The sequence below is a fragment of the Pseudomonas sp. microsymbiont 2 genome (assembly GCF_054788395.1).
In genome coordinates, this window is sequence record NZ_CM139112.1 from 341,778 (window position 1) to 353,572 (window position 11,795).

Below are 11,795 nucleotides of genomic sequence, written 5' to 3' on the forward strand. Positions count from 1 at the left end.
ACCCCCGAAGACCGAAAAAGGAAATCAGCCATGACCATCAAAGCCATCAACGTTCGCAACCAGTTCAAAGGCACCGTGAAGGAAATCCTCGAAGGCCCGGTGCTGTCGGAAATCGACGTGCAGACCGCCTCCGGCATCGTCACTTCGGTGATCACCACCCGCTCCGTGAAGGAGCTGGAATTGCAGGTGGGCAGCGAGGTGATCGCCTTCGTGAAATCGACCGAGGTGTCCATCGCCAAGCTCTGAAGTCTTGCACGGTCCCTGTAGGAGCGGCCTCGTGTCGCGAAAGGGGCGCGGAGCGGCTCCAGGATTTCAGCGTTGATGCAACGATCGCCGGGGCCGCTTTGCGGCCCTTTCGCGACACGAGGCCGCTCCTACAGGATTTTTGCAGGGCTCAGGATCAGCGCTTGGCCAGATAAGGCGGCAGATACAGCCCCAGGTACGCCTCGAACACCCGCATGCCCTCTTCGGCCATGCGCGGCGTGATCGCTTCATGCAACTGCATTGAGCGGGCATACACCCGGTCGCTCAGCTCCATCGCCAGCGCGAACACATCCACATCCCCAGGCATTGTTGGTAACTGGAAATGCCGGTCGAACAACCGGTGCATCAGCTCGCCCAGCTCCAGGTCGTGCTGACGGTCGGCCTGCACCACTTCGCTCAGCCCGTGCTGGGCGAGGATCAGTTGCCGCGCCGCGGCGTCCTCGGTGTAGATGTCCAGCATGCGCTGCTCGATCAGCCGCGATAGCTGGTGCCAAGTGCCGAACGCCGTGCTGTCGATCGGCGCATTCAGCGCTTCGCGAAAAGCCCGGTGAACGTCGGCGGTCAGCGCTTCGAGCAGGGCCGGCACGCTGGCGAAGAAGTGATATACCGACGACGGCGGAATCTGCGCCCGTTCCGCCACGCTGTAGATCGACAGCCCCGCTACCCCTTGTCCGGCCAGCAGCTCGCGAGCCGCGGCCAGGATCGCTTCGATCCTGGCCTGGCTGCTAGCGCGCGGTTTGCGCGGGGTGGCGGGGCGGTTCATCAGTTGCTGATGGCCAGGATGCTGGCTTGGTAGGCGCCGACGAACAGGTCGAAGTCGCCGACTTCCTCCTGCTCCAGCTCGGACTGTTTGGCCAGCGACTCTCGGGCGAGGGATTCGAAATGCTGTTGCTGCTCGGCGCTCAGCGGCTGCTCGCGGAAGGTCTCGGCGTGCTGACGGCTCTGGCGCAGGGAGAACTGGACGAAGGTCTCGTCGTGTTCGGTCATGCGTGCCAGCACCTGGGCCGATGGCGTCAGCTCAGGGTCGTCTACCTTGGCCTGCTGTGCTTCCAGCGCCTTGGCGTGCTCGTTGCCGCCCTGGGTGCGATCGAGCAGCCCGGCCAGCTGGCCGATGCGCTCGATCAGCTCGGTGGCCCACGTCTTCAGGGCGACTGGCTGGCCGTTGCGCTGCAGCTCGAGCCCCGGGCGACGCCCCTCCTTGACCACGGTGAGGAAGTTGCTGGTGCACTGGCCGCACTCGCCGTTGTCCAGCTGCGGGCTTTCTTCCAGGGCGCAGAACAGCAGGAACGCGTCGAGGAAGCGCGCCTCGGTCAGGTCGATACCCACCGGCAGGAACGGGTTGATGTCCAGGCAGCGCACTTCCACGTACTGCACGCCACGGGCGGTCAGGGCCTGGATCGGCCGCTCGCCGGTGTAGGTGACGCGCTTGGGGCGGATGTTCGAGTAGTACTCGTTCTCGATCTGCAGGATGTTGGTGTTCAGCTGCACCCACTCGCCATCCTTGTGCGTGCCAATCTCGACATAGGGCGGGTAGGGCGTGCCCACCGCCTTGCGCAGGCTGTCGGTGTAGCTGGCCAGGTTGTTGTAGCAGGGCGTAAGACCCGCCTGGGCGTTGCTCTGGTAGCCCAGGTCGCTCATGCGCAGGCTGGTGGCGTAGGGCAGGTAGAGCGTCTCGGCGTCGAGTTCTTCGAGCTGGTGCGGGCGGCCGCGCAGGAAGCCTTTGTCCAGGGCCGGGGACGCGCCGAACAGGTACATCAGCAGCCAGCTGTAGCGGCGGAAGTTGCGGATCAGGGCGATATAGGCCGAGGACTGGTAGTCGCGGTCGTCCTGCTCGCCGCCTTCGGCGTCGCGCAGCAATGGCCACAGCGCCTCGGGCAGGGAGAAGTTGTAGTGGATGCCGGCGATGCACTGCATGGTGCGGCCGTAGCGCAGGGCCAGGCCCTTGCGATAGACATGCTTGAGCTTGCCGATGTTCGAGCTGCCGTACTCGGCGATTGGGATGTCCTCTTCGGCCGGCAGCGCGCAGGGCATCGACGGGCTCCACAGGTATTCGTCGCCCAGCTTGGTGTAGACGAAGCGGTGGATCTGCTCGAGGTTTTCGAGCACCTTGGCCGGATCGGCCAGGGCCGGGGTGATGAACTCCAGCAGCGACTCGGAATAGTCGGTGGTGATCTGCTCGTTGGTCAGCGCCGAACCCAGGGCCTCGGGGTGCGGGGTCTGGGCCAGGCGACCGTCGTCGGTCACGCGCAGGCATTCGCGCTCAATGCCGTGCAGGCACTGCTTGAGCAGGTCGATATTGTCGCCGAGCAGGCTCAGGCGGCGGTTGAGGAGGTCGCTCAAGATGGATTCCTTCACGCGTCAGTCGCCCCAATATGGGGGTAGAGATAACGGTCTACAAGGGTAGTTGGGAAAGGAACTGGCGTTGTCGCCTGGTTTGCTCGATTCCGGCGCATTCGATCGCGGGGCAAGCCCGCTCCCACACAGGTTGTACAACCCTGGTGGGAGCGGGCTTGCCCCGCGATGGCTTACAGCATTACGCCGAAAATACCGCAGATGATGCTACGTCAGCTAGAGAACCGCGAAGGTTCCCTGCGCCTTGGCCACCAGCTTGTCGCCCTGAAGCACGTCGGCGTCGACCACCAGCGTGCGCCGGCCAGCATGCAGCACCCGAGCGGTGCACAGCACCTCGCCCTCGCTGACGGCGCGCATGTAGTTGATCTTGCATTCGATGGTCACGCTCTGCTGGTCGAAGCCGTGGCTGGCCGAGCAGGCCAGGCCCATGGTGATATCGACCAGGCTGAAGATCGCCCCGCCGTGCAGTTTCTGCCCACGATTGCGCAGGTGCGGCGCCAGCGCCAGGGCCACCTCGGCAACGCCGGTGTCCAGGCGTTGCAGGCGGCAGCCGAGGAGCTGGCTGAAGGCGCTTTCGACGTATTCGCTGGAAACGTCCATTACTTCTTCTTCAGCTGCTTGGCGTTGGCGAACAGCGCCGCCATGGCGTTGTTGGCCGGCGCGGCGGTGGTGGTTTCGCGCTGGCGCGGCGCCTGCTGCTGGCGGTTGCCGCCATTGCCACGGTTGCCGCCGCGGTTGCCCTCGACCTTCTCGCCCGGGGTGTCGCTCATGCGCATGGACAGGCCGACGCGCTTGCGCGGGATATCCACCTCCATGACCTTGACCTTGACCACGTCGCCGGCCTTGACCGCCTCACGCGGGTCCTTGACGAACTTCTCCGACAGCGCCGAGATGTGTACCAGGCCATCCTGGTGCACGCCGATGTCGACGAAGGCGCCGAAGTTGGTGACGTTGGTCACCACGCCCTCGAGGATCATGCCCGGCTCCAGGTCCTTGAGGTCCTCGACGCCATCCTGGAAGGTGGCGGTCTTGAACTCAGGACGCGGGTCGCGACCTGGCTTGTCCAGCTCTTGCAGAATGTCGGTGACGGTTGGCAGGCCGAAGGTCTCGTCGGTGAACTTCTTCGGATCCAGGCGCTTGAGGAAGCCACTGTCGCCGATCAGCGAACGGATGTCGCGGTCGGTGTCGGCGGCGATGCGCTGCACCAGCGGGTAGGCCTCCGGGTGTACCGCCGAGGCGTCCAGCGGGTTGTCGCCGTTCATCACGCGCAGGAAGCCGGCGGCCTGTTCGAAGGTCTTCTCGCCCAGGCGGCTGACTTTTTTCAGCGCCGCGCGGGTGCTGAACGGGCCGTTGGCGTCGCGGTGGGCGACGATGTTCTGCGCCAAGGTGGCGTTGAGGCCGGAAATGCGCGTGAGCAGCGCCACCGACGCAGTGTTGACGTCCACGCCCACGGCGTTCACGCAGTCCTCGACCACGGCGTCCAGGCCGCGAGCCAGCTTCACCTGCGACACGTCATGCTGGTACTGGCCGACGCCGATGGATTTCGGATCGATCTTCACCAGTTCGGCCAGTGGGTCCTGCAGGCGGCGGGCGATCGACACGGCGCCACGGATCGACACGTCGAGGTCCGGGAATTCGCGGGCCGCCAGCTCCGATGCCGAGTACACCGAGGCGCCGGCCTCGGAGACCATGATCTTGGTGATCTTCAGCGCCGGGTATTTCTTGACCAGCTCGGCCACCAGCTTGTCGCTCTCGCGGCTGGCGGTGCCGTTGCCGATGGCGATCAGCTCGACCGAGTGCTTGGCGCACAGCGCGGCCATGATGGAAATGGTGCGGTCCCAGTCGTTCTTCGGCGCGTGCGGGTAGACCGTGGTGTGGTCCAGCAGCTTGCCGGTGGCGTCGACCACGGCGATCTTGCAGCCGGTGCGCAGGCCCGGGTCGAAGCCCAGGGTGGCGCGCGGGCCGGCCGGAGCGGCCAGCAGCAGGTCGTGCAGGTTGTGGGCGAAGACGTTGATCGCCTCGCCTTCGGCGTTGTCGCGCAGCTCGCCGAACAGGTCGGTTTCCAGGTGGGTGTACAGCTTGACCTTCCAGGTCCAGCGCACCACCTCGCCCAGCCACTTGTCGGCCGGGCGGTTGCGGTTCTCGATGCCGACATGGTTGCCGATCATCAGCTCGCACGGGTGCAGGGTGCCCGGCAACTCCTCGCCGACTTTCAGCGAGGCGCTCAGCACGCCTTCGTTGCGCCCGCGGAAGATCGCCAGGGCGCGGTGCGACGGCGCGGTGCGCAGCAGTTCGTCATGGGCGAAGTAGTCGCGGAACTTGGCGCCTTCCTCTTCCTTGCCGGCCACCACGCGGGCGGTCAGCACCGCTTCCTGCTTGAGGAAGCCGCGCAGCTTGTCGAGCAGGGCGGCGTCCTCGGCGAAGCGCTCCATGAGGATGTACTTGGCGCCTTCCAGGGCGGCCTTGACGTCGGCCACGCCTTTTTCGGCGTCGACGAAACGTGCCGCTTCGCTTTCCGGGTTCAGCTGCGGGTCGTTGAACAGGCCGTCGGCCAGCTCGCCCAGGCCAGCCTCCAGGGCGATCTGGCCCTTGGTGCGGCGCTTCTGCTTGTACGGCAGGTAGAGATCTTCGAGGCGGGTCTTGGTGTCGGCCAGCTTGATCTCGCGGGCCAGCTCCGGGGTCAGCTTGCCCTGTTCCTCGATGCTCGCCAGGATGCTGGCGCGGCGCTCGTCGAGCTCGCGCAGATAGCGCAGGCGCTCTTCCAGGTGGCGCAGTTGGGTGTCGTCCAGGCTGCCGGTCACTTCCTTGCGGTAACGGGCGATGAAGGGCACGGTCGATCCTTCGTCCAACAGGCCCACGGCCGCTTCGACCTGCTGTGGGCGCACGCCCAGTTCCTCGGCGATACGGCTGTTGATGCTGTCCATGAAAACCACCTGACAAATAGTGAATGCGAGGCCGCGGTTGGGCGCTCAGGCCCGGCGACGCTGGGTGAAAGCCGCGCATTATACCCATCGCGCCGGGCTTGCGGTGATGGCGCCGCGCCAGCTGAACACAGCGCCGAACTGGCGCCGGGGGAAAAATCTGCTAACAATGCACACGGCACGCGCGGCAATGGCTACGCCATAATGCGCGGCGATATCAGAGGAGTAATTCATGACCAGCACCGCAAGCGCCACAGAAGGCGAAAAGATTCTCATCGTCGACGACGACCCGGGCCTGAGCAACCTGCTGGACCGGTTCTTCACCAGCAAGGGCTACCGCGTGCGCACCGTGCCCAACGTCGAACAGATGGACCGCCTGCTGGCCCGTGAAGTGTTCAACCTGGTGGTGCTCGACCTGATGCTGCCGGGCGAGGACGGCCTGTCTGCCTGCAAGCGCCTGCGCGCGTCGAACAACCAGATCCCGATCATCATGCTCACCGCCAAGGGCGATGAGCTGAGCCGCATCAAGGGCCTCGAACTGGGTGCCGACGACTACCTGGCCAAGCCATTCAACCCCGATGAACTGGTGGCCCGGGTCAAGGCCGTGCTGCGCCGCCAGGCCCCGAGCGTGCCGGGTGCGCCGGGCAGCGAGGAAGAGACCGTCACCTTCGGCGACTACGAGCTGTCGCTGGCCACCCGCGAGCTCAAGCGTGGCGACGAGACGCACATGCTCACCACCGGCGAGTTCGCCGTGCTCAAGGCACTGGTCATGCACGCCCGTGAGCCGCTGACCCGCGACAAGCTGATGAACCTGGCCCGTGGCCGCGAGTGGGACGCCCTGGAGCGCTCCATCGACGTGCAGATCTCGCGCCTGCGGCGAATGATCGAGCCCGACCCGTCCAAGCCACGCTACATCCAGACCGTATGGGGTGTGGGCTACGTCTTCGTGCCGGACGGAAACGCCGGCAAATGAGCCTGCCGGCTCGTCAGGGTGCAACAGGGCGACTCATGCGAGTCGCCCTGTTTTCGTCTATGGCAGCCGGCCTTTTCAGCACAGTAGTTGATCGATGAAAACGCCCCTGTGGTTCCCGCAAAGCTTCTTCGCCCGCACCCTCTGGCTGGTGCTGATCGTCGTGCTGTTCTCCAAGGCACTGACACTCGTGTACCTGCTGATGAACGAGGACGTGCTGGTCGATCGCCAGTACAGCCATGGCGTGGCCCTGACGCTGCGCGCCTACTGGGCCGCGGATGAAGAGAATCGTGACCAGATCGCCGAGGCGGCCGGGCTGATCCGCGTTACCGGCGCCGGCGTGCCAGAGGGCGAGCAGCACTGGCCCTACAGCGAGATCTACCAGCGGCAGATGCAGGCCGAGCTGGGCGAGGACACCGAAGTGCGCCTGCGCATTCATGCGCCGCCGGCCCTGTGGGTCAACGCGCCGAGCCTGGGCCCGGACTGGCTCAAGGTGCCGCTTTACCCGCATCCGTTGCGCGGGCAGAAGATCTGGAACGTGCTGGGCTGGTTCCTGGCCATCGGCCTGCTGTCCACGGCCTCGGCCTGGATCTTCGTGCGTCAGCTCAACCAGCCGCTCAAGCGCCTGGTGTTCGCCGCGCGCCAGCTCGGTCAGGGCCGCAGCGTGCGCCTGCCGATCAGCGACACGCCCAGTGAGATGACCGAAGTGTACCGGGCGTTCAACCAGATGGCCGAGGATGTCGAGCAGGCCGGGCGCGAGCGCGAGCTGATGCTGGCCGGGGTGTCCCATGACCTGCGCACGCCGCTGACCCGGCTGCGCCTGTCGCTGTCGCTGATGGGCAGCGAAAGCGATCTCAGCGAGGACATGGTGCGGGACATCGAGGACATGGACGCGATTCTCGACCAGTTCCTGGCGTTCATCCGCGACGGGCGCGACGAGCCGGTGGAGGAGGTCGACCTCAACGACTTGATCTACGAAGTGGTGGCGCCCTACAACCAGCACGAAGAGCAGGTGCGCCTGTGCCTGGAGCCTATTCCACCGTTCCCGCTGCGGCGGGTGTCGCTCAAGCGCATGCTCGGCAACCTGATCGGCAACGCCCTGCATCATGCCGGCAAGGGGGTCGAGGTGGCGGCCTATGTGTCGGGCGACCAGAGCGCGCCCTACGTGGTGCTCAGCGTGCTGGACCGTGGCACCGGGATCGACGAGTCGGAGCTGGAGACCATCTTCAACCCGTTCATCCGTGGTGACCGGGCGCGGGGCGGCAAGGGCACCGGGTTGGGGCTGGCGATCGTCAAGCGGATCGCCGCGCAGCATGGCGGTAATGTCGAGTTGCGCAACCGCTCCGGTGGCGGGATCGAGGCGCGGGTGAGGTTGCCGTTGGGGTTGTTGCTGCCGCGTAATGCTGTCTGATCGTTGTTGTTTGTACGGGCCTCTTCGCGGCTAAAGCCGCTCCCACAGGTTTTTGCATGTTCTCTGTGGGAGCGGCTTTAGCCGCGAAGAGGCCCGTAAAGGCGCCATCAGCCCTTGCCCTTGGTCCGTGTCTGATTCGGCCCGCTGTTCTTCTCCAGATGCTCGATGATCATCCCGGCCACATCCTTGCCGGTGGTCACTTCGATGCCTTCCAGCCCCGGCGACGAGTTCACCTCCATCACCAGCGGCCCGTGGTTGGAACGCAGGATATCCACGCCCGCCACGCTCAAGCCCATGACCTTCGCCGCGCGAATGGCGGTCATGCGTTCCTCGGGGGTGATCTTGATCAGGCTGGCCACGCCACCGCGATGCAGGTTGGAGCGGAACTCGCCCGGCTTGGCCTGGCGCTTCATCGAGGCGATCACCTTGTCGCCCACCACGAAGCAGCGGATATCGGCGCCACCGGCCTCCTTGATGTACTCCTGGACCATGATGTTCTGCTTCAGGCCCATGAACGCTTCGATCACCGATTCGGCGGCCTTGGTGGTCTCGCACAGCACCACGCCGATGCCCTGGGTACCTTCGAGCACCTTGATCACCAGCGGCGCGCCGTTGACCATCTGGATCAGGTCGGGAATGTCGTCCGGCGAGTGGGCGAAGCCGGTGACCGGCAGGCCGATGCCGCGCCGCGACAGCAGTTGCAGCGAGCGCAGCTTGTCCCGCGAACGGGCGATGGCCACTGATTCGTTGAGCGGGTACACGCCCATCATCTCGAACTGGCGCAGCACCGCGCAGCCGTAAAAGGTGACCGAGGCGCCGATGCGCGGAATCACCGCATCGAAGCCTTCCAGCGGCTTGCCGCGGTAGTGGATCTGCGGCTTGTGGCTGGCAATGTTCATGTAGGCCCGGAGCGTATCGATCACCACCACTTCATGGCCCCGCTGGGTACCGGCCTCGACCAGGCGGCGGGTGGAATACAGACGCGGATTGCGCGACAGCACAGCGATCTTCATGCAGCACCTGTGACAGGGAAAAGGGTGGCCGGGAAGGCCGGTTTGTCCTGGACGTACTTGAGGCCGGGGTTGACCACCAGTTGGCCATGGATGAGCGCCTTCGAGCCGAGCAGCAGGCGATAGCGCATGCTCTTGCGGCAGGCCAGGGTGAATTCGACTTCCCAGACCCGGTCGCCGAGCGCCAGGGGCGTGCGGATCACGTAACGGGTCTGGGCATGGCCGTTGGAGCTTTTGATGGTCTTCATGGTCACCAGCGGTGCTTCGCAGCGGCGGTGGCGCAACTGCACCACCGAGCCCAGGTGCGCGGTGAAGCGCACCCATGGCAGGCCATCGCGCTCGAACGGCTCGACCTCGGTGGCATGCAGGCTGGAGGTGCTGGCGCCGGTGTCGATCTTGGCGCGCAGGCCTGCAACACCGAGGTCGGGCAGGGCGACCCACTCGCGCAGGCCGATCACAGTCAGGTGGTCAAATGTCTTCACGAAGCGTGCCCTGCGGATGAGGTGGTGAACTGTAATGACGGCACGGACTTTTTGCATCCGTCTGTCACGGTAGTACAGTTCCGTGAAAGACAGAATTCGAGGAAAAACCATGGCACAAAAGCCTGAAGACGACGACAAGGTCCGCTTGGACAAATGGCTATGGGCGGCGCGCTTCTACAAGACTCGCGCCCTGGCCAAGGCGGCTATCGAGAGCGGCAAGGTGCACTGTCGCGGCGAGCGCTGCAAGCCCGGCAAGGAACCCCGGGTGGGTGACGAGTTCGTGCTGCGTACCGGGTTCGACGAGCGCACGGTGGTGGTCAAGGCGTTAGCGGCGGTGCGGCGCGGGGCACCCGAGGCGCAGATGCTGTATGAGGAAACCGCCGAGAGCGTGAAGCGCCGCGAGCAGGCAGCCGAGATGCGCAAGGCTGGAGCACTGGGCATGACCACCGATGGGCGGCCGAACAAGAAGCAGCGGCGGCAGATTCACCAGTTGCATGGCAGCTTCGAGTAATCATCGCAGGGCAAGTCGCTGCGACTTGCCCTGCGATCGATCAGGCAGCGCGCACGACGCTCATCCGCCCGACCAGCGGCAGCTTACCAAGCAGGTTGAACAACGGCGCGGTCCAACGCACCAGTGCCGCGCTGGCCTTGGCCGCCAAGGGTGTGTGGCAGCTCCAGCCCAGGGCCAGCACCGCCATCAGCAGGCCGCCGATATAGTCGTCCTGGCCCCAGTGGGCGCCGGCCACCAGGCGCGGCATCATGAACAGCAACGCCAATGCCCAGATCACCAGGTGTTGCGCCAGGCGGCGGCTGAAGAGGCTCATGAACAGCGCCCAGACCAGCAGCACCGAGGCATGGTCCCCGGGGAAACTCTGGCTGGAGCGGTCCTTGAGCTCCCACTTCGACTCCAGGTTCGGATAGAAGTCGCTCAGGTGCACGGCATTGTCGAACACCATCGATGGGCTGTTGTGCTGCCAGCCCATTGCGCTGACCCACTTGGAAAACAACGCGCGAACCACCACTAAGAGGAGTAGGGTGACCAGGAAGCCGAAAAACGCCTGGCGCACCTGGGTGGCCTTGAACACCCAATCGCCGCGGATCAGCAGCGACAGCATGATCAGGCCGACCAGGATGTCGAAGGGGCGCAGGCTGCCGACCGCCCAGATCGACCGCCAGACCAGGTTGTCGGCCAGTGGCGCATTGAGGCTGTGGAACAGCCACTCGTCGAAAGTCAGGCACAGGATCTGGCCAACGGGCCACAACCAGAAACACAGTAGTGCGATGGGCAGCAGGGTGCAGGCTGCCAAGGGTCCCCAGGACCACCTTGCTTGGAACAGTGGTCGATTATCCATAAAATACCTCGATCTCCAGCAGGAAATGAGCGCCTCGTGAGCGCTCTGCGACGGACCTTTCAGTCTCCTGTAATTATTTTGTAATCATTTTTAGAAAGCCAGACAACCATGAGCGACTTGCCAGATACCGATTTCACCCAACGCTTCCTGTTCGACGACCGCGACGTACGTGGCGAAATGGTCGTGCTCGAACACAGCTACGCCGAGGTGTTGGCCAAGCACGAATACCCGCAGCCGGTGAAGCATCTGCTGGGTGAGCTGATGGCCGCCGCGGCCTTGCTGGTTGGCACCCTGAAGTTCGATGGGCTGCTGGTCCTCCAGGCGCAGTCCCAGGGCCCGGTACCACTGCTGGCCATCGAGTACACCAGCGAACACGACATCCGCGGTCTGGCGCGCTACGAAGCCGAGCAGATCAAGGATGACGCGAGCCTTGCCGATCTGATGCCGGGCGGCCACCTGGTGCTGACCATCATTCCGGTCAACGGCCAGCGCTATCAGGGCACTGTCGAGCTGGACGGCAAGGATCTGTCGGAGTGCTTCACCAACTACTTCGTCATGTCGCAGCAGGTGAACACCTGCATCACCTTGGCCGCCGATGGCGTGCGCGCCCGTGGCCTGCTGGTGCAGCAGTTGCCGGCCGAGATCCACAAGGACAGCGAGGAGCGCGATGAAAGCTGGGCTCACGTCAAGGCCCTGGCCAACACCGTGAAGGCCGAGGAGCTGCTCGGTCTGGATAACGAAACCATGCTGCACCGCCTGTACCACGAAGACGCCGTGCGCTTGTTCGACATCCAGCCGCTACGCTTCAAGTGCAGCTGCTCGCGCGAGCGTTCCGGCAACGCCCTGGTGAGTCTCGGCGAGCATGATGCCAAGCAGTTGGTGGAAGAGTGTGGCGGCCAGGTCGAGATCGATTGCCAGTTCTGCAACGAACGCTATCTCTTCGATGCAAGCGATGTGGCGCAATTGTTTGCTGGCGGCGGCACCGAGGCGCCCTCGGAAACTCAGCACTGAAACGATTAACTACAGGAGAAAC

Annotated in this window: 12 protein-coding genes; 5 read left to right on the top strand and 7 right to left on the bottom strand. The window is 64.7% G+C overall.

What is annotated here, in order from left to right:
- Window positions 1-30: 30 nt before the first annotated feature.
- Complete coding sequence (locus tag ACYUME_RS01510; RefSeq protein ID WP_008095172.1) at window positions 31-246, top strand: TOBE domain-containing protein; 216 nt, start codon at window positions 31-33, stop codon at window positions 244-246.
- Window positions 247-400: 154 nt separating this feature from the next.
- On the opposite strand, the gene ACYUME_RS01515 is transcribed toward ACYUME_RS01510, so the two are convergent.
- The 4 genes from ACYUME_RS01515 to ACYUME_RS01530 all read right to left on the bottom strand — a co-directional run bounded on the left by ACYUME_RS01515 (window position 401) and on the right by ACYUME_RS01530 (window position 5,540).
- Window positions 401-1,027: a TetR/AcrR family transcriptional regulator gene (locus ACYUME_RS01515; protein WP_460417888.1), complete on the bottom strand. Its 627-nt coding sequence runs from the start codon at window positions 1,025-1,027 to the stop codon at window positions 401-403.
- A complete protein-coding gene (gshA, locus tag ACYUME_RS01520; protein WP_460417889.1) occupies window positions 1,027-2,604 on the bottom strand; it encodes a glutamate--cysteine ligase in 1,578 nt (525 codons plus the stop codon). The genes ACYUME_RS01515 and gshA overlap by 1 nt, the downstream gene beginning before the upstream one ends.
- A 228-nt stretch (window positions 2,605-2,832) precedes the next feature.
- On the bottom strand, window positions 2,833-3,216 hold the full coding sequence (locus tag ACYUME_RS01525) for a PaaI family thioesterase (protein WP_279882813.1): 384 nt from the start codon (window positions 3,214-3,216) through the stop codon (window positions 2,833-2,835).
- Window positions 3,216-5,540, bottom strand: a complete 2,325-nt coding sequence (locus tag ACYUME_RS01530) for a Tex family protein (RefSeq protein ID WP_460417890.1) — start codon at window positions 5,538-5,540, stop codon at window positions 3,216-3,218. The genes ACYUME_RS01525 and ACYUME_RS01530 overlap by 1 nt, the downstream gene beginning before the upstream one ends.
- Before the next feature lie 229 nt (window positions 5,541-5,769).
- Between ACYUME_RS01530 and ompR the strand changes: the two genes are divergently transcribed.
- Window positions 5,770-6,510 (top strand): osmolarity response regulator transcription factor OmpR, encoded by a 741-nt coding sequence (ompR, locus tag ACYUME_RS01535; protein ID WP_279882817.1) that lies wholly within the window; start codon window positions 5,770-5,772, stop codon window positions 6,508-6,510.
- Window positions 6,511-6,604: 94 nt separating this feature from the next.
- The gene (locus ACYUME_RS01540) at window positions 6,605-7,918 is read left to right on the top strand and encodes an ATP-binding protein (protein ID WP_460417891.1); all 1,314 of its coding nucleotides are present in this window, start codon (window positions 6,605-6,607) and stop codon (window positions 7,916-7,918) included.
- A gap of 107 nt (window positions 7,919-8,025) precedes the next feature.
- On the opposite strand, the gene rimK is transcribed toward ACYUME_RS01540, so the two are convergent.
- Both rimK and rimB read right to left on the bottom strand, forming a co-directional pair.
- Window positions 8,026-8,931 (bottom strand): 30S ribosomal protein S6--L-glutamate ligase, encoded by a 906-nt coding sequence (gene rimK, locus ACYUME_RS01545; RefSeq protein WP_046857513.1) that lies wholly within the window; start codon window positions 8,929-8,931, stop codon window positions 8,026-8,028.
- Complete coding sequence (rimB, locus tag ACYUME_RS01550) at window positions 8,928-9,410, bottom strand: retropepsin-like aspartic endopeptidase RimB (RefSeq protein WP_460417892.1); 483 nt, start codon at window positions 9,408-9,410, stop codon at window positions 8,928-8,930. Before rimB ends, rimK begins: the two co-directional genes overlap by 4 nt.
- Window positions 9,411-9,519: 109 nt before the next feature.
- Between rimB and ACYUME_RS01555 the strand changes: the two genes are divergently transcribed.
- Window positions 9,520-9,921, top strand: a complete 402-nt coding sequence (locus ACYUME_RS01555) for an RNA-binding S4 domain-containing protein (protein WP_460417893.1) — start codon at window positions 9,520-9,522, stop codon at window positions 9,919-9,921.
- A 40-nt stretch (window positions 9,922-9,961) separates the two neighbouring features.
- Here ACYUME_RS01555 and ACYUME_RS01560 read toward each other — a convergent pair whose 3' ends face one another.
- A complete protein-coding gene (locus tag ACYUME_RS01560) occupies window positions 9,962-10,762 on the bottom strand; it encodes a phosphatase PAP2 family protein (protein ID WP_460417894.1) in 801 nt (266 codons plus the stop codon).
- 108 nt (window positions 10,763-10,870) lie between these two features.
- Here ACYUME_RS01560 and hslO point away from each other — a divergent pair, with 108 nt between their 5' ends.
- A complete protein-coding gene (gene hslO / locus ACYUME_RS01565; protein ID WP_460417895.1) occupies window positions 10,871-11,773 on the top strand; it encodes an Hsp33 family molecular chaperone HslO in 903 nt (300 codons plus the stop codon).
- Window positions 11,774-11,795: the final 22 nt, after the last annotated feature.